The organism is Salinimicrobium profundisediminis (assembly GCF_026241755.1).
Taxonomy (GTDB): Bacteria; Bacteroidota; Bacteroidia; order Flavobacteriales; family Flavobacteriaceae; genus Salinimicrobium; species Salinimicrobium profundisediminis.
In genome coordinates this window covers 116,926-137,905 of sequence record NZ_JAPJDA010000010.1, presented here as the reverse complement: position 1 = coordinate 137,905, position 20,980 = coordinate 116,926, and the positions used below count along the sequence as shown (strand labels likewise).

General features: G+C 41.7%; 20 protein-coding genes. 19 read left to right on the top strand and 1 reads right to left on the bottom strand.

The window, feature by feature from the left end; all coding sequences use genetic code 11:
* Window positions 1–2: 2 nt before the first annotated feature.
* The 7 genes from OQ279_RS07750 to OQ279_RS07720 all read left to right on the top strand — a co-directional run bounded on the left by OQ279_RS07750 (window position 3) and on the right by OQ279_RS07720 (window position 6,950).
* Window positions 3–2,096: a ferredoxin-like domain-containing protein gene (locus OQ279_RS07750; RefSeq protein WP_266069298.1), complete on the top strand. Its 2,094-nt coding sequence runs from the start codon at window positions 3–5 to the stop codon at window positions 2,094–2,096.
* The gene (gene cobA / locus OQ279_RS07745) at window positions 2,089–2,874 is read left to right on the top strand and encodes a uroporphyrinogen-III C-methyltransferase (protein ID WP_266069297.1); all 786 of its coding nucleotides are present in this window, start codon (window positions 2,089–2,091) and stop codon (window positions 2,872–2,874) included. Before OQ279_RS07750 ends, cobA begins: the two co-directional genes overlap by 8 nt.
* Window positions 2,875–2,885: 11 nt before the next feature.
* Entirely contained in the window at window positions 2,886–3,479 is a 594-nt protein-coding gene (locus OQ279_RS07740) for a precorrin-2 dehydrogenase/sirohydrochlorin ferrochelatase family protein (RefSeq protein WP_266069296.1), read from the top strand.
* Window positions 3,472–4,533 carry an NAD(P)/FAD-dependent oxidoreductase gene (locus tag OQ279_RS07735; RefSeq protein ID WP_266069295.1) on the top strand — a complete coding sequence of 354 codons (1,062 nt, stop codon included), beginning with the start codon at window positions 3,472–3,474 and terminating at the stop codon, window positions 4,531–4,533. Before OQ279_RS07740 ends, OQ279_RS07735 begins: the two co-directional genes overlap by 8 nt.
* Window positions 4,534–4,650: 117 nt before the next feature.
* Window positions 4,651–5,076 carry an OsmC family protein gene (locus OQ279_RS07730; protein WP_266069294.1) on the top strand — a complete coding sequence of 142 codons (426 nt, stop codon included), beginning with the start codon at window positions 4,651–4,653 and terminating at the stop codon, window positions 5,074–5,076.
* Window positions 5,077–5,094: 18 nt separating this feature from the next.
* Window positions 5,095–6,183, top strand: coding sequence for an acyloxyacyl hydrolase (locus tag OQ279_RS07725; RefSeq protein WP_266069293.1), 1,089 nt, complete (start codon window positions 5,095–5,097; stop codon window positions 6,181–6,183).
* Window positions 6,180–6,950: a head GIN domain-containing protein gene (locus OQ279_RS07720; RefSeq protein ID WP_266069292.1), complete on the top strand. Its 771-nt coding sequence runs from the start codon at window positions 6,180–6,182 to the stop codon at window positions 6,948–6,950. The genes OQ279_RS07725 and OQ279_RS07720 overlap by 4 nt, the downstream gene beginning before the upstream one ends.
* A 218-nt stretch (window positions 6,951–7,168) precedes the next feature.
* Here OQ279_RS07720 and gldA read toward each other — a convergent pair whose 3' ends face one another.
* Window positions 7,169–8,068, bottom strand: a complete 900-nt coding sequence (gldA, locus tag OQ279_RS07715) for a gliding motility-associated ABC transporter ATP-binding subunit GldA (protein WP_266069291.1) — start codon at window positions 8,066–8,068, stop codon at window positions 7,169–7,171.
* A 305-nt stretch (window positions 8,069–8,373) separates the two neighbouring features.
* Here gldA and OQ279_RS07710 point away from each other — a divergent pair, with 305 nt between their 5' ends.
* From OQ279_RS07710 to queA, 12 genes are all read left to right on the top strand, one after another.
* On the top strand, window positions 8,374–9,201 hold the full coding sequence (locus OQ279_RS07710; protein ID WP_266069290.1) for a prephenate dehydratase: 828 nt from the start codon (window positions 8,374–8,376) through the stop codon (window positions 9,199–9,201).
* The gene (locus tag OQ279_RS07705) at window positions 9,198–10,346 is read left to right on the top strand and encodes a pyridoxal phosphate-dependent aminotransferase (protein ID WP_266069289.1); all 1,149 of its coding nucleotides are present in this window, start codon (window positions 9,198–9,200) and stop codon (window positions 10,344–10,346) included. The genes OQ279_RS07710 and OQ279_RS07705 overlap by 4 nt, the downstream gene beginning before the upstream one ends.
* On the top strand, window positions 10,343–11,191 hold the full coding sequence (locus tag OQ279_RS07700) for a prephenate dehydrogenase (RefSeq protein WP_266069288.1): 849 nt from the start codon (window positions 10,343–10,345) through the stop codon (window positions 11,189–11,191). The genes OQ279_RS07705 and OQ279_RS07700 overlap by 4 nt, the downstream gene beginning before the upstream one ends.
* A gap of 7 nt (window positions 11,192–11,198) precedes the next feature.
* Window positions 11,199–12,281 (top strand): bifunctional 3-deoxy-7-phosphoheptulonate synthase/chorismate mutase type II, encoded by a 1,083-nt coding sequence (locus OQ279_RS07695; RefSeq protein ID WP_266069287.1) that lies wholly within the window; start codon window positions 11,199–11,201, stop codon window positions 12,279–12,281.
* 160 nt (window positions 12,282–12,441) lie between these two features.
* Window positions 12,442–13,398: a ribosome small subunit-dependent GTPase A gene (gene rsgA / locus OQ279_RS07690; RefSeq protein ID WP_266069286.1), complete on the top strand. Its 957-nt coding sequence runs from the start codon at window positions 12,442–12,444 to the stop codon at window positions 13,396–13,398.
* Entirely contained in the window at window positions 13,395–13,847 is a 453-nt protein-coding gene (dtd, locus tag OQ279_RS07685; RefSeq protein ID WP_266069285.1) for a D-aminoacyl-tRNA deacylase, read from the top strand. The genes rsgA and dtd overlap by 4 nt, the downstream gene beginning before the upstream one ends.
* A gap of 99 nt (window positions 13,848–13,946) precedes the next feature.
* The gene (locus OQ279_RS07680; protein WP_266069284.1) at window positions 13,947–15,869 is read left to right on the top strand and encodes a DUF3858 domain-containing protein; all 1,923 of its coding nucleotides are present in this window, start codon (window positions 13,947–13,949) and stop codon (window positions 15,867–15,869) included.
* A 10-nt stretch (window positions 15,870–15,879) separates the two neighbouring features.
* Entirely contained in the window at window positions 15,880–17,865 is a 1,986-nt protein-coding gene (locus OQ279_RS07675) for a DUF3858 domain-containing protein (protein ID WP_266069283.1), read from the top strand.
* Entirely contained in the window at window positions 17,865–18,191 is a 327-nt protein-coding gene (locus OQ279_RS07670; RefSeq protein WP_266069282.1) for a nucleotide pyrophosphohydrolase, read from the top strand. Before OQ279_RS07675 ends, OQ279_RS07670 begins: the two co-directional genes overlap by 1 nt.
* Window positions 18,192–18,452: a hypothetical protein gene (locus OQ279_RS07665; protein WP_266069281.1), complete on the top strand. Its 261-nt coding sequence runs from the start codon at window positions 18,192–18,194 to the stop codon at window positions 18,450–18,452.
* Window positions 18,453–18,455: 3 nt separating this feature from the next.
* The gene (locus tag OQ279_RS07660; RefSeq protein WP_266069280.1) at window positions 18,456–19,688 is read left to right on the top strand and encodes a 3-phosphoshikimate 1-carboxyvinyltransferase; all 1,233 of its coding nucleotides are present in this window, start codon (window positions 18,456–18,458) and stop codon (window positions 19,686–19,688) included.
* A 130-nt stretch (window positions 19,689–19,818) separates the two neighbouring features.
* The gene (queA, locus tag OQ279_RS07655) at window positions 19,819–20,868 is read left to right on the top strand and encodes a tRNA preQ1(34) S-adenosylmethionine ribosyltransferase-isomerase QueA (protein WP_266069309.1); all 1,050 of its coding nucleotides are present in this window, start codon (window positions 19,819–19,821) and stop codon (window positions 20,866–20,868) included.
* Window positions 20,869–20,980: the final 112 nt, after the last annotated feature.

Genomic DNA, 20,980 nt, shown 5'->3' with positions numbered 1-20,980 from the left:
AGATGCAAAGTTTTAGAACCGAAATAGAAAATCCCATTGTACAACAGGACATTATTGATCTTGAAAAAAAGATCAGGTTGTTCAGGGAAGGAAAGGCAGATGAAGAGAAGTTCAGGAGTCTCAGGTTAGCGCGTGGGGTTTACGGGCAACGCCAGGCAGGGGTGCAAATGGTGCGTATAAAATTGCCTTTTGGGAAGGTGACTTCTCAGCAGTTGCACCGTATCGCCGATGTTTCTGATGAATATTCAACCGGAAGATTGCATATTACCACCCGGCAGGATATCCAGATACATCATGTAAGTCTTGACCGCACTCCCGAGTTATGGGCGCAGCTGGAAAAAGATGACATTACCCTTCGCGAAGCCTGTGGGAATACGGTGCGTAACATCACGGCCTCTCCCACCGCAGGAATTGATGTAAAGGAACCATTTGATGTTTCTCCCTATGCACATGCTGCATTTCAGTTTTTTCTACGGAATCCCATCTGCCAGGAAATGGGAAGAAAGTTCAAGATCTCTTTTTCGGCTTCAGAAGAAGATACAGCCCTGAGCTATATCCACGACCTTGGATTTATAGCTAAAATCAAAGATGGACAACGCGGATTCAAGGTGATGCTCGGCGGCGGACTCGGTTCGCAGCCGCGACATGCCGATGAACTTTTCGACTTTCTGGAAGCAGAAAAGATCATTCCGCTTATTGAAGGAGTATTGAGAGTGTTTGATCGTCACGGCGAGCGAGCGAAAAGGATGAAAGCCAGAATGAAATATCTTATAAAAGATATAGGAAAAGAAGCCTTTATGGAACTTGTGGAAGAACAGCAGACGGCTCTTTCCAAAGAAGCTGTGAGCTTTGATCTCGAAGCTTTTAAAACTGAACCGGGCCTTCCAAAAGTTGAAATCCCTGAAGTAAATATTCAGGATCGAAAAGCATACGAAGAGTGGAAGAATACTAACGTGTCCGCTCAAAAACAGCAGGGATTATATGCTGTTGGAGTGAGAGTGCCGCTCGGAGATTTTTACACTGGTGCTGCAAGAAAGCTGGCCGATCTTATTAGAGATTACGCAGGTAATGAATTGAGGTTCACGCTAAGACAGGATATTTTAATTCGTCATGTAAGGGAGGAACTGCTGCCTTTCTTTTACACTGCTCTAAAAGAATTGGGTCTCGCTGAAGCAGGATATAATAAAACCGTTGATATCACCGCCTGCCCCGGAACAGATACTTGTAATTTGGGAATTGCCAGCAGCACAGGCATTGCAGATGTATTGGAAGATGTTTTGAAAGAAGAATATCCGCAGTTCGTGAATGGCCGCGATATCACCATCAAGATAAGCGGATGTATGAATGCCTGCGGGCAGCACAATATGGCCGAGATAGGTTTCCAGGGAATGTCTATTAAAGTGGGGAAAGCAGTGGCCCCGGCCTTGCAGGTGTTGCTCGGAGGCGGCACGCTTGGTAACGGGGAAGGCAGGTTTGCAGATAAAGTAATTAAGGTGCCCAGTAAACGTGGGCCACAGGCTCTGAGATTGCTGCTGAATGATTTTGAAACAAATGCAACTGCCGATGAGAAGTTTGTGAATTATTATGACAGGCAGGGTAAGACCTATTTCTATGACCTGCTCAAAGACCTTTCTGATACCAGTACCATAAGTGAGGAAGATTTTGTGGACTGGGGGCATACGCAGCCATACATTCAGGCAGTTGGCGTAGGGGAATGCGCGGGAGTGGTCATCGATCTAATTGCCACCCTGCTTTTTGAAAGTGAGGAAAAAATTGACAATGCCAGGAGTGCTTTTGAAAGAAAAAACTGGGCAGACAGTATTTACCATTCCTATTCTTCTTTGGTCAATTCAGCGAAAGCTTTGTTGTTGTCAGAGAACCTTGCAGCTAACACCCAGGCGGGAATTATAGCACAATTTGATGAGTTTTTTGTGGAAACCGGGAAAATTGAACTTTCAACTTCTTTCAGGGAATTTGTGTATCAAATGAATGAGCACGAACCTACAGAAGAATTCGCCAAAAAATATTTAGAAGATGCGCAGCTATTCCTTAAGCGGGTAGATGCTTATAGAACAAAGGAGGTGCAAAATGTATAATGAACCAAAATTAAGCGTAGTAGGTGCTGGTCCGGGAGACCCCGAATTGATTACCGTTAAAGCTGTGAATACTTTGAAAGCAGCCAATGTGGTATTATACGATGCCCTTATCAACAGAGAATTACTGGATTATGCACCCCAGGCTGAACATATTTTTGTGGGGAAGCGAAACGGTAGTCACCACTATTCTCAGGATGAAATTAATGATCTGATAGTCAAATATGCCCGGGAACGAGGCCATGTTGTCCGGCTTAAAGGTGGTGATCCTTTCATCTTTGGACGCGGATCTGAAGAAATTGATTACGCCCGAAGTAAAGGTCTTGATACAGCAGTCGTTTCAGGGGTTACCTCGTCTATTGCTGTACCTGCCAATTTGGGAATTCCGCTGACTAAAAGAGGAATTTCAGAAAGCTTTTGGGTGATCACAGGAACAACCACTCAGCGTAAACTTTCAGAAGATGTCCGGCTGGCGGCTCAATCTACCGCAACCGTAGTCATTCTTATGGGGATGGGGAAACTCAATGAGATTGTTGACATTTTTACTCACTTCGGAAAAGAAAATACTCCGGTGGGGATCATTCAGAATGGTACTACCGTGAATGAAAGATCAGGTTTCGGCAACATCAAAAATATTGAAAAGGTGGTTTCTGATAAAAAGCTTTCTTCCCCGGCAATTATTGTCATAGGAGAGGTAGTAAACGAAAGAACATCTTTGAAAGCCGTTCTTAAAAATGTTATTGAAGAGAAGCAATATATAAATTCCCCCTTTGTGGGCTAGGGGGCTGGATTATGGAAGAAAGAAACGAGTTGTACCCGGTATTTTTAAAGGTTAATAAGCTGAATATCCTCATTGTTGGTGGCGGAAATGTGGGGCATGAAAAACTGCATTTTTTACTGAAGTCCAGTCCCAATGCTAATGTTGAGGTGGTGGCAAAAGAGTTCCTTCCGGAAACTGAATCCCTCGCCAAAAAACATGGTTTAAAGATCACCAAAAGCAGGTACAAAAAGAAACAGCTTAAAAAGCGGCACGTGGTAATAGCTGCAACAAACGATGAGAAACTAAACAAAAGAATTTACACCCACGCCAAGAAGAGGTTTTTGCTGGCCAATATTGCAGATACTCCTCATTTGTGTGATTTCTACATGGGCGGGATCGTCAATAAAGGCCACGTGAAAATTGCTATTTCAACCAACGGAAAATCCCCCACCACAGCAAAGCGCCTGCGGCAGTTTTTTGAAGAGGTGATCCCCGAAAATATCAATCAGATGGTTGAGAATTTAAATGAGTACCGCTCGACCATCAAGGGAGATTTTGATGAGAAAGTAAACCAGATGAACAAAATAACCGAATCCTTAAAAGCAAAAAAAGTAAGTAATGATTAAGACAGATATCCTCATCATAGGAGCCGGACCCACCGGATTGTTCACCGTATTCGAAGCGGGACTTTTAAAGCTAAAAACTCATTTAATAGATGCTTTGCCGCAGCCTGGAGGGCAGTGCTCAGAAATTTATCCAAAGAAGCCTATTTACGATATTCCGGCTTTTCCTGAGATATTTGCAGGGGACCTGGTGAATAATCTGATGGAGCAGATCAAACCCTTTAGTCCGGGCTTTACCCTTGGTGAACGGGCCGAGACTATCGAAAAGCTGGAGGATGACACTTTTGTGGTGACCACAAATAAAGGTACTCAGCATAATGCGCCGGTAGTTGCTATTGCAGGAGGTCTGGGTTCTTTCGAGCCGCGCAAGCCGCCAATTCCAAATATTTCTGATTTTGAAGATAGAGGTGTTGCATACTTTATAAAAGATCCGGAAGTGTACCGCGACAAAAGAGTGGTTATCGCCGGGGGAGGGGATTCCGCTTTAGACTGGGCAATTTACCTGGCCGATGTCGCTGCTGAAGTTGCTCTTGTTCACAGGAGAAATGAATTCAGAGGCGCACTTGATTCGGTAGAACGTCTTTCTGAACTTGCCAAACTGGGTAAAGTAGAATTAATTACCAATGCTGAAGTCGTAGGACTTAGAGGCGAAGGAGATCTGGAACAGGTGGTGATTAGGCATAATGATACTGCCCGTGGGGAGGAGCTGAAGCCTGTAGATAATTTCATCCCGTTATTCGGACTTTCTCCAAAGCTGGGACCTATGGCGAACTGGGGACTGGAAATAGAGAAAAATGCCATAAAGGTGGATAATTCCTATGATTACCAGACCAACATTCCGGGGATCTATGCCATTGGAGACGTCAACACCTACAAAGGAAAGCTGAAGCTGATCCTTTCCGGATTCCACGAGGCTGCCATTATGTGTCAGAGTGCCTACCAGCGCATCAACCCTAATAAAAAGTATGTATTAAAGTATACCACAGTTGGCGGGGTGCAGGGATTCGACGGCACCAAAAAAGAAGCCAAGCGGGAAGTGGTACAGAGTATTGGATAAATCTATTTTAATTTACTTCCATTGTTGTATTTCATTTTACTCCCTTCCCCTTGGGAAGGGTTGGCGGTGGAATTAAAGAAAAGTTTTTTCCTAACTTTGTGCAAATCCCACTGATAAATGAAAATCCATCTTAAGAGACTCAACGAGAATTACCATTTTGAAACTAAAAATGAACGTGGAGATGTAGTACATCTCGACAATAAGAGCGAACCGAATCCGCAGGGCGCGAGTCCTATGGAATTACTGCTTATGGGCATTGCCGGTTGCAGCAGTATCGACATTGTAATGATCCTTAAAAAGCAGCAACTGGAGATGACCAATCTCGAGATGGATGTAGAAGGATTCAGAGTCGATGGGGCTATACCAAACGTGTTCACGAGAATTCATTTAAAGATTATTATTGACGGAGATATTCCCGAAAATAAAGCAAAAAGAGCAGTAGATCTTTCTTTGGAAAAATATTGCTCGGTGGCCAAAATGCTCGAAAAAACAGCCGAGATCACTACAGAAGTTATTCTGAACGGTTCGCCGGTCAATAAATAATAGTCGCACCGGCCGCTCATGCGAAAATTATTGCTTCTCGTTTTCCTGTTTGCTGCGAATGCTTTTTCCCAGGAGAAACATTATTCGGTAGAGGCAAATTATTTCTACGGAAGCATTTGGGAACACAATCCCAATATTTCTCAATTGATTACCGGGCATCCTTATGGGGTGCTCCTGCATTTTAACCGCAAGACCTATGGAGAAGAGGCCTGGGAAAGTCGCTATAACTACCCTAATGTTGGTTTTTCCCTCTCCTATCAGGATCTCAAAAATGAGCATTTAGGAGAGAATTTCGGAGCTTATGCGCACCTTGGATTTTATTTTCTTAATCGCCACCTTTTACTAAAAGTCGGGCAGGGTCTGGCCGTAACTACAAATCCTTATCATCCCGATAAAAATTACCGCAACAACGCCTATGGCTCCAGGCTTCTTAGCTCCACTATTTTTACCGGGAACCTGCAGTTCGAAAATATCATCGGCGGCCTGGGATTCCAAACCGGCCTCTCTCTCATTCACTATTCCAATGCCGATTTTAAATCGCCAAACAGTTCAACCAATACGCTGGCTCTAAGCATGGGTCTCAATTACGATTTGAACCATGATCTGAAAAGAACATACATTCCTAAGGATCCAAAAATGCCATTTTCGGCGCCCTTTCGGTACAACTTTGTTTTACGCAGCGGGGTGAATACTACAGGTGTAATAGGCTCAGAATCCTACCCTTTTTTAACGCTTTCGGCTTATGCAGATAAGGCTTTGAACCATAAGAGTACCCTGCAGGCAGGAGCAGAAATATTCCTTTCCCGGGCCATGGAGGAGTATATTTACTATTATTCGGTCGCTTTTCCACTGGTTGGCACCACGGGTGATGAAGATGCAAAGCGCGTGGGGATCTTTGCGGGGCATCAACTCACTTTTCGAAAACTTTCCCTCATCACCCATCTTGGGTACTACGTTTACTATCCTTATGATAAGTATGTAGACAGGGTGTACAACAGGATAGGTTTGCAAAGGGAGATCTGGAAAGACATTTTTGGATCTGTAACAGTGCGCTCTCACGGGGCAAATGCCGAAGCGGTCGAATTCTCAATAGGTTATCGCTTATGAAACAGCTGCTGAAAAAATCTCTTCCGATTTTGCCATTTTTGAGCCTGATGCTTTTTATGGCTTGCAATACTGAAGATGCTCCCGATTGTTTTCAAACCGCCGGAAGTATGATCGAAAAAGAATTTCAGGTTGAGCCTTTTGAAGAGCTTATAGTGTATGAGGATATTGAGCTTTTTATCGAGCAGGGAGAAGAACATAAAGTTGTAGTGCAAACAGGGGAAAACCTGATGAACGAAATTTCTGCTGAAGTAATCGATGGCCGACTTATTCTTCGGAATGGCAACGGCTGTAATTTTGTGCGGGATTATAATCTTACTTCCATTTATGTGACGGTGCCCAACCTCACATGGCTTCAAAATGCCGGGAACAGGATGATAAGAAGTGTGGGGGAATTGCATTTTCCAGACATTTGGCTGCGCAGCCTTAACCAGGAAGATGCAAAAGGAGTGTACACAGTGGGGGATTTTGACCTGCATCTGGTTTCAGATTATGTGCGGGTAACGGGAGATGATTTTTCCAATTTTTTCCTTCGCGGCGAAACCAATTATCTCAACCTGTATATCGCCAACGGCGATGGCAGGGTAGAGGCACAGGAACTAACTGCCGGAACTATAGAGATTCAGCACCGGGGAACAAATAAGTTGTTTGTTAATCCGCAGCAGGTGTTGAAAGGGGAAATAAGAAGTACCGGTGATGTTATTTCAGTAAACCGCCCGCCAGTGGTGGAGATAGAAAGTTTTTATACCGGAAAGTTGATTTTCAAATAATATTTGGAACTAAACCTCACAGGTTTCTAAAACCTTTGAGGTTTAGTTCCTTCAATCAGCACGGAACACAGATCTGCGCTATCTGTTTCGCTGGCACAGATTTGCAATCTGTGCCGGGTTATCATCAAACCTGCAAGGTCTTTTTTGACCTTGTAGGTTTATATCCCAAAAAAAGACCTATAAGGTTTTGAAAACCTTGCAGGTCGGGTAGAAAAACTCTACTTCTTCAGCGTTAATTCCGAAAATAAATTCTCCAGGTTCTTGTTCTTCCGGTTAAGTTGTAAGGTCTTCAATCCGTTGTCATGTGCAAAATCGAAGACGGTGGGTCGCATGTCTTTTTCGGTGTCGAAATAAAGTTCGTAAACAAATCCACCAGTGTTCCTGAGGTTCATAAGGTGAGGGAGACGGTTTAGGGCAACTTCTTCGATGCGGTAATCAAATTCCACTTCAATGATCTGCACCTGCTCGTCGCGCAGCTCCTCCAATCTTTTATCGGCTACAATTTTTCCGTGGTTGATGATGATCACGCGCTCACATAAAGCTTCTACTTCGCGCATGATGTGGGTGGAGAGAAAGATGGTTTTTTCCTTTCCAATTTTCTTGATCAATTCCCGAATCTCTACCAACTGGTTAGGATCGAGGCCGGTGGTGGGTTCGTCGAGGATAAGTACATCGGGGTTATGCAGTAGTGCCGTTGCGAGACCTACCCTTTGCCGGTAACCTTTTGAAAGCTGCTCGATCTTTTTATTAGCTTCGGGGAGAAGTCCGGTTTGCAGAATCACCTCTTCAATCCGGCTTTTTGGCACCTTATATATAAGGGCGTTAAATTCCAGGTATTCCCGCACATACATATCGGTATAAAGGGAGTTGTGTTCGGGTAAATATCCTGTGCTTCTCTGCGCCTGCAACATATCTTCTGTAAGGGGATATCCATTTACAGTGGCTTCGCCCGAAGAAGGCTGTAAATAACCGGTAAGGATCTTCATTAAAGTAGATTTACCCGCCCCGTTAGGACCAAGAAAGCCGACAATTTCCCCTTTTTGAATAGAAAAGGAAACTTTATCGAGGGCTTTTTGTTCTCCGTAATATTTAGAGACCTTGTTTACCAGTATTGACATAACAGCTTTTTTTCAAAAGTAAATCATCTTTTTTAGAAGGCAGAAAATTTATAAGAAGAATTCCAATGTTGTTAAAATTAACGAAATCGTTCTCGTGATTTTTTCAGAAAAAATCATTCTTTTTTGAAAATATATGCTACATTAGCTTTTCACAAAGAGAAAAATGAACAATTTATTTATCTGGAACGCCTGGTATTATTTTTATTTCTATTTCAGAGATAAGATCGGGAGTGCCGTATAATTAACCAATATTATAACTGAAATCCCGATGTAAGCATCGGGATTTTTTTTTGCCGTAAAAATATATGCAGGAAAAAATAGCCATACAGGGAATTAAAGGATCTTTTCACCACCAGGTAGCCAGAGAGTATTTTGGAAAGGAAGTGCCGGTAGACGAATGCCAGTCATTTAGAGAAGTTGTAGATAGTTTATTGACCAATCGTTCTGTAAGTGCTGTAATGGCGATAGAGAATTCTACTGCGGGTACTATTCTTCCCAATTACGCCCTTATTGATGATAATAATCTACAGATCAAAGGCGAGCATTACATTCCAATTTTTATGAACCTTATGGTACTGCCGGGGCAAAAGATCACCGATATTAAAAAGGTGTGTTCTCACCCAATGGCCCTCCTGCAATGTCAAAGCTTTTTTAAAGATCATCCGCACATAGAACTTATTGAAGATACCGATACAGCCGAGGTTGCCAAAAGAATAAGAGAGCAAAAGCTTACCGGGGTAGCAGCTGTGGCCAGTAAAGCCGCTGCAAATATCTACGATCTTGAAATTTTACAGGAAGGCATACAAACCATGAAGAGCAATTCTACCCGTTTCCTTGTGCTTTCCTCAAAGAATGCAGCTCCTGTGGTTACCGGCGCAAATAAGGCTTCATTAAAATTTGTCCTGGAAAACAAAAGAGGAAGCCTGGTAAGCGTACTCAATATTCTGCGGGATTTTGATCTTGATATGACCAAGATACAAAGCATACCGGTGATAGATGTACCATGGAAATATGCATTCTTTATTGATGTGCTTTTTCAGGAAGAAGAGGAACTGGAGAAAGTTTTAAAGATACTTTCAGAATTGACTGAAGAATTAAAGGTGTTAGGAATTTATAAAAACGGCTTATTATGATCGCACAGGCTAACAGATTAGACCATGTAGAAGAATACTACTTCTCAACAAAGCTAAAGGAAGTAAGGGCGCTACAGGATTCGGGGCAACCCATCATAAATCTCGGCGTAGGAAGCCCAGATCTACAGCCGCCACCGCAGGTGATGACGGCCCTGCACCAGGCGTTGCTCAACCCATCGGCACACCAATACCAGCCGTACAGGGGAACCAATGACTTCAGAAAAGCTATAGCGGAGTTCTACAAGAATTTCTATAATGTAGGTCTAAATCATGAAACGGAGATCCTTCCTTTAATGGGTAGTAAAGAAGGGATTACCCATATATCCATGGCTTTTTTAAATGAAGGTGATGAAGTGCTGGTGCCAAATCCCGGTTACCCTACCTATGCTGCCGTAAGCCGCCTTGTTGGAGCGAGCACAGTTTTATATGATCTAAAAGAAGAAACCGGTTGGTTGCCCGATTTTGAAGAGCTTGAAAAAAGAGATCTAAGCAAGGTAAAGCTCATGTGGGTGAATTATCCTAACATGCCTACAGGAGCGGTTGCCAAAAAAGAGCTTTTTGAGAAGTTGATTGCCTTCGGAAAAAAGCACAGCATCCTTATTGTAAATGACAACCCTTATAGCTTCATCCTCAACGAGGAGCCGGAGAGCATCCTGAAATATTCAAGTGATTTGAAAGGAATAATGGAGCTTAATTCCCTGAGTAAGAGCTTCAATATGTCTGGCTGGAGAATTGGTATGCTTTGCGGCAGTGAAAAGAATATAAATTCTGTACTCAAAGTAAAGACAAATATGGACAGTGGGATGTTCTTTCCACTTCAGGCGGGGGCAGCAATGGCTTTAAGGCTTCCGCAGGAATGGTTTAGGGAGCAGAACAAGATTTACATGCGCCGTAAAGAAGAAATCCGGAAGCTCGCTACAGCTTTAGAATGCAGTTTTTCTGAAGATCAGGCAGGAATGTTCCTGTGGTGCAAAGTCCCTGAAGGAAATACTTCGGAAGGCTTTGTAGAACACCTTCTGAAGGAATATCACATCTTCGCAGCCCCCGGATTCATTTTTGGAAGTCAGGGAGAAGGCTACATCCGGTTTTCTTTATGCGCTTCCGAAGAAAATATTATTAAAGCCTGTAATAGATTGACGGCATGAAGGTTCACATTATAGGTCTGGGTTTAATTGGCGGCTCTTTTGCACTGGGGCTTAAAAAAGCTTTCCCTGAAGTGGAGATCTCGGGCAGTGATGCCAGTGAGGAACACCTGCTAAAGGCCCAGGAGCTTAAACTTATTGACTGCGCGGCAACTTTAGAAGAAGCGAAAGATGCAGATGTAGTGATTATTGCAGTGCCGGTGGATGTTGCAAAAAAGGTAGCTCTTCAGGTTTTAGATGTGGTGGGAAATAATACACTTATCTTTGATGCGGGTTCAACCAAGGCAGGCTTATGTGAAGCAATTGCAGCACACCCAAATAGAAGGAATTTCCTTGCAGCCCACCCCATTGCCGGAACCGAATTCTCTGGCCCTGAAGCGGCTGTAGAAACCCTTTTTCTTCAAAAGACAAACATCATTTGTGAGGTAGAGAAAACGGCTTTTAAACTTCAGGAAAGAGCCCTGGAGATCTTTCAGAAGTTGGGAATGCGCATCAGGTACATGGATCCTGCCTCGCATGACAGGCATATCGCCTATGTTTCTCACCTTTCTCACATCAGTTCTTTTATGTTGGGAAAAACAGTGCTTCAGAAGGAACAGAATGAAAAAGACATTTTTGACCTGGCAGGCAGCGGATTTGCTTCTACAGTGCGGCTGGCAAAAAGTTCACCCGCCATGTGGACGCCAATATTTCAGCAGAACAAGAATAATATTCTCGAGACACTCGAAGAGTATATCAATAATCTTTCAGAATTCAGAGAACTTCTCAAAAATGACAATTTTCAGGAGGTTTTTAGAGAGATGGAAAGAACCAACCATATTAAAACAATTTTGAACGGAATAAACTGATTAACTAATGGAAAACAAGAAAGAACTCAGAACCTGGTTAGACAAATTTGGATTAGACCATCCGCTGGTAATTGCAGGGCCATGCAGCGCTGAAACCGAAGAGCAGGTGCTTAAGATTGCGCACCAGTTAAAAGATACCGATGCCACCGTGTTAAGAGCGGGAATCTGGAAACCACGTACCCGCCCCGGAAATTTTGAAGGCGTTGGTGCTCTTGGGCTAAAATGGCTGCAAAAGGCGAAGCAGGAAACCGGTATGCTTACTACTACCGAAGTTGCGAGCCCACACCATGTAGATCTTGCGCTTGAGCATGATATCGATATTCTGTGGATTGGTGCAAGGACTACCGTTTCCCCTTTTATTGTTCAGGATATTGCCGATGCGCTCAAAGGAACCGATAAGGTGGTGCTCGTGAAAAACCCTGTAAACCCCGATTTGTCGTTATGGTTGGGAGCGGTTGAAAGATTTTACTCCTGCGATATTAAAAACCTGGGCGTGATTCACCGCGGATTCTCAGCCTATGAAAAGACCAAATACAGAAATAACCCCGAGTGGCAGATTGCCATTGAACTTCAGAATAAATTTCCTGATTTGCCGCTAATCCTCGATCCGTCGCACATCGCCGGAAGAAGGGACATTATTTTTGACCTTTGCCAAACCGCGCTTGACCTTAATTATGACGGACTAATCGTGGAGACGCATTTTGACCCCGATAACGCATGGAGTGACGCAAAACAGCAAATCACGCCTGCCACTTTGGTACAGATCATGAAAGATCTTAAAATTCGGAAAGAAGTTTCTGAAAGTGAAGAGTTTCAGAAGAAACTGCACAATTTAAGGGCACAAATTGATGTGACCGATAACCAATTGATTGAATTGCTTTCCAAAAGAATGAAAATTTCCGATGAAATTGGAAGGGTGAAGAAATCTCAGAACGTTTCTGTGCTTCAAACCAAAAGATGGAACGAAATCCTTGGGAAAATGGTTCTTGAAGGGGAACAGCACGGGCTAAGCGAAGAATTTATTTTGCGTTTGTTCAAAGCCGTGCACCAGGAATCTATTAACCACCAGGAAAAGATCATGAAACAATAGGTTAGAGCTGGTAATAATGAGTAGTTAGTTTCCGGTTTGAAATTCTAATCTAATTTTTTCTTGTTAATTTGTTGTGGTAAAAAATCTCCTTCAAAAATGCCATTTTTGGACCATCATTCAGAAGAAAATTTTTGGAGGAGCTATTTTTGAAAAGCACTAAATGAAAGGAACTGTTTATAAATCTACCGGAAGCTGGTACCATGTAAAAGCCGATAACGGCCGATTTTTTGATTGTAGGATCAAAGGAAAATTCAGGATCAAAGGCATAAAAAGCACCAATCCCGTTGCGGTGGGAGACCGGGTGGAGTTTAAGGTGGAAAGTAATGCCGAAGAGGAGCAAAACGGGGTAATTACAGATATTGCAGAGCGCGAGAATTACATTATCCGTAAATCGGTTAACCTTTCAAAGCAAACACACATTATAGCTTCAAACATTGACCAGGCTTTTTTGCTGGTCACACTTAACAATCCGCCCACTTTTACCACTTTTATAGACCGTTTTCTTGTTACTGCGGAAGCTTACCACATCAAAGCTATTTTGTTGTTCAACAAGATAGATGCTTATAAACCCGAAGAACTTGATGAGGTGAAATATTTGGCGGCCATGTACAGGCAAATTGGCTATCAATGTATAGGGATTTCGGCCAAAACCGGAAAAAATGTAGAGCAGGTAAAGGAGCTCATGAAAGATAAAACCAGCATGATCTCCGGTCACAGTGGTACGGGAAAATCGACTTTGATCAATGCCATTGAACCCAAACTCGATCTAAAAACTACCGAAATTTCTGAACAACACCGGCAGGGGCAACATACCACTACTTTTGCCGAAATGTTTGATCTCGATTTTGGTGCCCGAATCATCGACACCCCCGGAATAAAAGGTTTTGGAGTGGTAGACATGGAAAAAGAGGAATTGGGAGATTATTTTCCCGAATTCTTTGCCCGCAAACAGGACTGTAAATTTTACAACTGTCTGCACCTGGAAGAACCAAAGTGTGCGGTAAAAGATGCATTAGATGCCGGGGAGATCCCATGGTCCCGTTATAAAAGTTATTTACAAATCTTAAAAGGCGAAGACGAACAAAATTATCGTTTTGATAATCATCAGCAGGAATGAGAGCAGTAATACAAAGAGTTTCTGAAGCATCGGTGACCATAGAAGGTGTCAAAAATGCCGAAATTGGAAAAGGTTTATTGGTACTTATTGGAATAGAGGATGAAGATGACAGTCAGGATATTGCCTGGCTGTGTAAGAAGATAGTGAACATGCGCATTTTTAATGATTCTAATGATGTAATGAATGATTCGTTACTTGACGTAAATGGCGACGCAATTGTGGTGAGCCAGTTTACGCTTCACGCCAGCACTAAAAAGGGCAACAGGCCCAGTTACATTAAAGCCGCCAAACCCGATGTGGCCATTCCACTGTATGAAGAATTTGTGTCTGCTTTTGAAAAAGAGCTGGGAAAGAAGATTGGAACCGGAAAATTTGGAGCCGATATGAAAGTGAGCCTTCTTAATGACGGGCCGGTAACTATAATAATTGATTCAAAGAATAAAAGTTAATTGCGTTTGTAATCATTTTTGCCCAAAATAAAATTAACTTAAAATGTGTTAAAAAGAGTTAAAATGTTATATTAGCAGGGCCAACCTATTGTTCTGTCAATGTTACGTTTATACTTCCTTTTGTTCTTGCTGTTGCTTCCATCTTCAGCAGTCTTCGCCCAAAGTTCTCCTTATTCCATAGATCTCATTGATGTTGTCTTAAAAGAGGATGCTCATGCGGTAGTTCGCGAGCAGGTGCTGTCAATTTCAATCAATTCTGTAGATAAGATGAGCATGAACACACGAAAGGTGATCACCATCTTTAATGAAAAAGGGGACCGTTTTGCATTTGCCGGTGATTTTTACAGTAACAACATTAAAATTAAAGAACAAAGTCTTTTAATTTATGACAAGCACGGCAGTGAGATTAAAAAGTTTAAATCGAAACATTTTACCGATCGCAGTGCAACTTCCTCAGGAACATTATATAGTGATACCAGGGTTAGCTATGCCGATTATACCCCAAATGAATACCCTTACACTATTGTTTATGAAAGTGAGGTAGAGACAAATAGCACTATTTTTCTGCCCGATTGGAACCCTGTAAGAGGCTTTAATGTAAGTGTGGAAAAATCCAGCTATCTGGTGTCAATTCCTGAAAACATCAGTTATAGAATACAGGAGAGAAATCTTGATAGCCTGGAGATTTTAAAAGAAAATTCAGGAGTTGCAATTACCTATACTTTATCCAATTTTCCTGCATACAAATATGAGCCTTTAAGCCCTCCTCTTGAAGATTTTACCCCTGGTTTACAGGTGGCCCTCAATGAATTTGCCCTTGTGGGAGTGAAAGGAAGCGGGGCTACATGGGAAGAATTCGGGAAGTGGCAGTACGATAATTTACTGGCAGGACGTAACAAACTTCCGGCATCAACCATAGACAAAATATCTAAATTGACGGCAGGAGCCAAAGATGATGTAGAGAAAGCCAGGATCATTTACGATTATGTTCAGCAAAACTCCAGGTATATAAGTGTCCAGCTGGGTATTGGTGGCTGGGAACCTATCTCTGCCGAAGAAGTTGATAAGGTGAAGTATGGAGATTGTAAAGGGCTTACCAATTATACTAAAGCTCTCCTGGATTCACAAAATATTACCTCCTATTATGCAGTAGTCTATTCGGGAGAGGAGAAAAAAGATATAGACCCCGAGTTTGTTTCTATACAGGGTGACCATGTTATTCTTAATGTGCCACGCGAAAATGAAGAGGATATTTGGTTGGAATGCACCAGCCAAACCCTTCCGTTTAATTATTTGGGTGATTTTACAGATGATCGCCACGTGCTGCTGGTTAAACCTGAGGGTGGTGAAATTGTAAGGACCAAAACATATTCCCCCTCGGAAAATGTACAGGAAACAGTAGTAAAGATAACCTTAGAAGAAGATGGAACATATAAGGCTGCTTTTGAAAGAAAAAGCAGAGGGATTTCATATGGAAATATCTATCGTATTACTTCGTCAACCGAAAAAGATCAGGTTTTGTTCTATAAAAAGAATTGGGGGCATCTCAAAGGTCTGGATCTGGAAAAACCGGATTTTATCAATGATCGGGAAAAACAGGAATTTACCGAAGTCATAAGATTTTCGGGTGAAAAATATCCTTCCAAAGTAGCCGATCGGCTTTTAATGCCTCTCAATTTCCTAACTGTTGATACTTATTCAATTTCAGATCGTGATGACCGTAAGCTGCCAATTAAAATTGGTCGTGGCACTACTGCAAAAGACCGGTTTGAATTTGAGTTGCCCGAGAATTTTGAATCTGAAGCAATTCCTGAAGCGGTGAAGCTCGATAGTAAATTTGGAAGTTTCAGTTTTGACGCAAAGCTGACCGAGATAGAAGGAAAAAAAATTATATGTGTTGAACGCTCCTACACCCTCAACGAAGATACCTGGCCTGCCGATGCACTCCAGGAATTTCGAGATTTTATGTATTCAATCCACGCTCTGGGAAATCAAAAAGCAGTTCTCGTGCGGAGCAACTAAACCATTTATTATGAATAAGTATTTTTTTCTTACAGCCTTTGTGTTGTTAAGTTTTGGAGCGGGAGCCCAGGACTTTCGCTTTGGAAAAGTATCAATTGATGAAGTTAAAGAAGAATTTCATCCCTTTGACAAAGAAGTAGATGCCGCAGTTTTATACCGAAGCCACAACGTGTATTACAGGTATGATAATGGAATAGGTTTTACTTTGGTGACCGATGTGCACGAAAGGATAAAAATCTATACAAAGGAAGGGTTTGACTGGGCCACTAAAGAGATTTCTTACTATAAAAATTCAAGTGACGAAGAAAGGGTGAGCAGTATAAAAGGATATACCTATAATATCAATAATGGGAAACTCACTTCAGAAAAACTTGGCAAAAATGGCATTTTTGAAGAGGAAGAAAATGATTACAGGCTTACTACAAAAATTACTATGCCTGTAGTACAGGAAGGAAGTGTAATTGAGTATAAATACACATTGAACTCTCCCTTTGTTACGTCAATAGATCAAACGCCGCTGCAGTATACAATCCCTATAAACCGGCTTGAAGTAAAAATAGTGATCCCTGAATATCTTAACTTCAGAAAATATTCAAACCCTAAATCTCCTTTAATATTACCCATTACACAAAGTACCGAACCTTTCATTCACCTGGGTAATAACAATGGCAGGGGCACATCAAGGCTTCAATTTTCACAGAATGTATATGAGGTGGCTACAAACAATGTTCCTGCCCTTAAAAAGGAAGATTATGTAGATTATTTGCATAATTATGCAGCGTTTTTGAAATGGGAGCTTACCTCTACAAGATTTCCAAATACTACATTAAAAAACTATGCTGAAGATTGGGAAAGTGTGGCCAAAAGCATATTTAATGACGCCAATTTTCAAAAGGAAATGAACCGGGATGGTTATTTTGAAGATGAGGTAGACCAGCTCGTGCAGGGTGTGGAGTCCCCTCTTGAAAAAATTCAGCTCATCTACAAGTTTGTAAAACAAAAAGTAAAGTGGAACGGCTACTATGGCTATATGCCTGAAAGCGGCGGAAAATCTGCCTTTAAAAAAGGGGAAGGGAATGTAGGAGATATTAACCTTTTGCTAACTGCCATGTTAAAATATACCGGCCTCAATGCTAATCCCGTTGTGTTGAGTACGCGAAGTAATGGCATCCCGGTTTTTCCTACCCGTACCGGGTTTAATTATGTGATCTCTATGATTGAATTTCCGGAAGGTGCTATTTTACTTGATGCAACAGACCCTCATGCTGCACCGGGAGAATTACCTAAGCGGGCACGGAACTGGAAAGGAAGGATCATACGGGAAAATTTATCCTCAGATTGGGTAGATTTGTATTCTGCGGTTCTTTCATCTGATGTCTCTGTGCTTAGCTATGAACTTGGTGATGATATGGTGCTTAGGGGGAAAGCGGCGGAAAGTTATGATGGCCTTTTTGCAAAGGCTTATAGAAAAGAAATGGAAGGACTTTCTGAGCAGGTTCTTCTGGAGAATTTGGAAAAAGAGAAGGGGAATATTAAAATTTCCGAAGTACAGCAGGAGAATCTTGATTCAATAGGTTTAGAGGTAAAAGAGTCTTATGTCTTTGAGTTGCAGCAGGGGGTAGATGTTATTAACGACAAAATATATATCAAACCATTTGTTTTTAAAGGTTTGGATGAAAATCCTTTTAAGGCAGATGAAAGACATTACCCTATTTTCTTTGAATTCCCAATGGTAACTAAAAAAACCATAAACCTTCTTATTCCCGAAAACTATGAAGTAGAATACCTGCCCGAAAGTTCAATTATCCAGATAAATGGAGGTGAAGGTGAATTTAAATTCCTGGTGAAACAAAATGGAAGATATTTGCGATTTGAAGCCGATTTTATTTTAAAAAATATTGTTTTTCTTCCAGAGCAGTATATTGCTTTGAAAGAATTTTATGCACAAATGGTAGAGAAACAATCAGAAACTTTAGTTTTGAAGAAAATTATCTAATGAATATTGAAAATGCACAGAAGGCTGTAGATGCCTGGATAAAGGAGCATGGGGTGAGGTACTTTAATGAGCTCACCAACATGGCCCAGCTTACCGAAGAAGTAGGGGAGGTTGCCCGCATCATTGCACGAAGGTATGGGGAGCAAAGTGAAAAAGAAAGTGACAGGGCAAAAGACCTTGGCGAAGAGCTGGCCGATGTGGTTTTTGTAGTGCTTTGTTTGGCAAACCAAACAGGAATAAACCTGCAGGAGGCATTTGATAAAAAACTGGACCTTAAAACCCAACGTGACAAAGACCGTCACAAGAACAATGAAAAATTAAAGTAAATGCGCATTTTTGAAGATGTAAAAAATCCAGATTACTGGGTAAAGGTGCTACAACTGGGTACCATATTTTTTGTGATATTTGTTGGGCTTTCACTAATTATCTCCCATTTTAGACAAATTATTTCAGGGGAATTTGCCCTGATCTATGAAGATGAATTCGCCAATGGCAAATGGGTAGAATATTTCCTGATAAAGGCTGTAATAAGTCTGGTATACGCAATGTACATGACGAGCAGGCGTAAAAATTTTAAAAGAGAGTAAATTATGCATCTGCACCTATCTACGCAAAACCGCGAACTTGCGGGAAAGATTGCTGTTACCGGTTCAAAAAGTGAATCGAACAGGTTATTGATCCTCCAGGCGCTATATCCTAACCTTGAAATTGAAAACTTATCTAATAGTGACGATACCAAAGTACTTCAAAAAGCGTTGGGGTCTAAAAATGAGGTAATTGATATTCACCATGCAGGCACTGCGATGCGATTTTTAACCGCATACTTTGTTTCCAAAGAAGGGAGGGAAGTACTGCTTACAGGAAGCCAGCGCATGCAGGAACGGCCTATAGCGATACTGGTAGATGCCCTTCGGGAATTGGGAGCAGAAATTACCTATGAAAAAAATGAGGGTTTTCCTCCTTTGAGGATAAAAGGAAAAAAACTTCTGAAAAATGAGGTGAAAGTACAGGCCAATATTAGCAGCCAGTATATTTCGGCATTAATGCTGATAGCACCATCCCTGCATAAAGGTTTGAAAATTTATCTTGAAGGGAAAGTAACCTCTGTACCGTATATTAAAATGACTCTGCAACTCCTGAAGCAGTGCGGGATAAACGGTTCCTTTGAAAACAATGTGATTTTTATTGAATCCGTATCCCAAATACCTCAAAAACAAATCGTAGTGGAATCTGACTGGAGCTCGGCTTCCTATTTTTACAGCATGGCTGCCCTTTCAGATTCTTCTGAAATTAATCTTACTTCCTATCGCGAGAACAGTCTGCAGGGAGATCGAAGTACGGCAGATATCTACCAAAAATTAGGCGTCAAAACGACATTTTTGGAAGGTGAGTTAAAACTGGAGAAGACTGAAGTTGAGCTGCCTGAAATTCTTCAATTAGATTTAGCCAACAGCCCAGATCTTGCGCAAACAGTGGTTGTTACCTGCTTTGGTCTTGGGATAGGAGCTCAGCTCACCGGCCTTCATACCCTTAGAATCAAAGAAACTGACAGGCTTCAGGCGTTGAAGAACGAAATCGAAAAACTGGGAGGCAAGGTGGAGATCACAGAAGATACTTTGCAACTTTCAGCTTCCGAAGGAATAAAGTCAGATATTGCGATAGACACTTATAATGACCATCGTATGGCGCTTGCATTCGCGCCCCTGGCATTAAAAGTTCCTATTGTTATTAATGATGCCGGGGTGGTGAGTAAGTCATTTCCGGAGTTTTGGGAGAACCTTCAGCAGCTAAAGTTTTCTGTAAAAGATTCCGCTAAAGAATAAGAAATTTTTAAAAGCTGCCGTTGTGTGGCCCCGTCAATTAACAGATTTCTTAAATAAACCTGCATTTACTTGACAACCCCTATCCCGAGGTTGTATATTTGCAGCTTCTTAAAATCTATCTTATATGGGAATGAAATTATCGCACTTCAATTTTGACCTTCCGCCCGAACTATTGGCAGAATATCCTGCCGAGAACAGGGATGAAGCCAGATTAATGGTTTTGAACAGGAAAGAGCAAACAATTGAGCATAAACAATTTAAGGATCTTATCGATTATTTTGAGCCGCAAGACGTGATGGTGTTAAACAACACCAAGGTTTTTCCTGCACGTCTATTTGGTAATAAAGAGAAGACCGGTGCCCGGATTGAAGTGTTTTTGTTGAGAGAATTAAATGCTGAGACCCGCCTGTGGGACGTGCTGGTAGATCCTGCCAGGAAGATTAGGATTGGTAATAAACTATATTTTGGGGAAGATGAAAGTCTTGTGGCCGAAGTTATTGATAATACAACATCTCGTGGAAGAACACTGCGTTTTCTCTACGACGGTTCTTACGAGGAATTCAGAAATAAACTGACAGAACTTGGTGAAACTCCGCTGCCAAAGTACATTAAGAGAGAAGTACAGCCCGAAGATAAAGACCGTTACCAGACCATTTATGCAAAGACCGAAGGTGCTGTTGCGGCCCCTACTGCCGGCCTTCACTTCTCAAAGCATCTTTTGAAGAGGTTGGAGATCAAGGGAATTGATTTTGCTGAAGTTACCCTTCACGTTGGTTTAGGAACTTTTAGTCCGGTTGAGGTGGAAGATCTTTCCAAGCACAAAATGGACAGCGAAGAAGCTTATATTGAAGGGCCTGCAGTGAACACCATTAACAAAGCGATCCAGGAAAAACGCAAAGTTTGTGCGGTAGGAACTACGGTAATGCGTTCTTTGGAAAGTTCGGTTTCTTCAAACAGAACCCTGAATGAATTCCAGGGCTGGACAAATAAATTTATTTTTCCTCCTTACGATTTTAGTATTGCAAACTGTATGATCACCAACTTCCATACACCAAAATCTACTTTATTGATGATGGTTTCTGCTTTTGCAGGGCACGATTTTATGAAGAAGGCTTATGCTGAAGCTGTGAAAGAAAAATACAAATTCTACACTTACGGAGACGCTATGTTGATCCTATAGTTTAGAGTGTTCAGTGCTCAATATAAAGTGGGCAGTTGCTTCTAAAGAAATATAACCAAACCTCACAGGTTTTAAAAACCTGTGAGGTTTTTTATTAACATGCTGAACCTGC

Coding starts and splice junctions, on each gene's coding strand:
- OQ279_RS07750 (WP_266069298.1), top strand. CDS start 3: ATGCAAAGTTTTAGAACCGAAATAGAAAATCCCATTGTACAACAGGAC.
- cobA (WP_266069297.1), top strand. CDS start 2,089: ATGTATAATGAACCAAAATTAAGCGTAGTAGGTGCTGGTCCGGGAGAC.
- OQ279_RS07740 (WP_266069296.1), top strand. CDS start 2,886: ATGGAAGAAAGAAACGAGTTGTACCCGGTATTTTTAAAGGTTAATAAG.
- OQ279_RS07735 (WP_266069295.1), top strand. CDS start 3,472: ATGATTAAGACAGATATCCTCATCATAGGAGCCGGACCCACCGGATTG.
- OQ279_RS07730 (WP_266069294.1), top strand. CDS start 4,651: ATGAAAATCCATCTTAAGAGACTCAACGAGAATTACCATTTTGAAACT.
- OQ279_RS07725 (WP_266069293.1), top strand. CDS start 5,095: ATGCGAAAATTATTGCTTCTCGTTTTCCTGTTTGCTGCGAATGCTTTT.
- OQ279_RS07720 (WP_266069292.1), top strand. CDS start 6,180: ATGAAACAGCTGCTGAAAAAATCTCTTCCGATTTTGCCATTTTTGAGC.
- gldA (WP_266069291.1), bottom strand. CDS start 8,068: ATGTCAATACTGGTAAACAAGGTCTCTAAATATTACGGAGAACAAAAA.
- OQ279_RS07710 (WP_266069290.1), top strand. CDS start 8,374: ATGCAGGAAAAAATAGCCATACAGGGAATTAAAGGATCTTTTCACCAC.
- OQ279_RS07705 (WP_266069289.1), top strand. CDS start 9,198: ATGATCGCACAGGCTAACAGATTAGACCATGTAGAAGAATACTACTTC.
- OQ279_RS07700 (WP_266069288.1), top strand. CDS start 10,343: ATGAAGGTTCACATTATAGGTCTGGGTTTAATTGGCGGCTCTTTTGCA.
- OQ279_RS07695 (WP_266069287.1), top strand. CDS start 11,199: ATGGAAAACAAGAAAGAACTCAGAACCTGGTTAGACAAATTTGGATTA.
- rsgA (WP_266069286.1), top strand. CDS start 12,442: ATGAAAGGAACTGTTTATAAATCTACCGGAAGCTGGTACCATGTAAAA.
- dtd (WP_266069285.1), top strand. CDS start 13,395: ATGAGAGCAGTAATACAAAGAGTTTCTGAAGCATCGGTGACCATAGAA.
- OQ279_RS07680 (WP_266069284.1), top strand. CDS start 13,947: ATGTTACGTTTATACTTCCTTTTGTTCTTGCTGTTGCTTCCATCTTCA.
- OQ279_RS07675 (WP_266069283.1), top strand. CDS start 15,880: ATGAATAAGTATTTTTTTCTTACAGCCTTTGTGTTGTTAAGTTTTGGA.
- OQ279_RS07670 (WP_266069282.1), top strand. CDS start 17,865: ATGAATATTGAAAATGCACAGAAGGCTGTAGATGCCTGGATAAAGGAG.
- OQ279_RS07665 (WP_266069281.1), top strand. CDS start 18,192: ATGCGCATTTTTGAAGATGTAAAAAATCCAGATTACTGGGTAAAGGTG.
- OQ279_RS07660 (WP_266069280.1), top strand. CDS start 18,456: ATGCATCTGCACCTATCTACGCAAAACCGCGAACTTGCGGGAAAGATT.
- queA (WP_266069309.1), top strand. CDS start 19,819: ATGAAATTATCGCACTTCAATTTTGACCTTCCGCCCGAACTATTGGCA.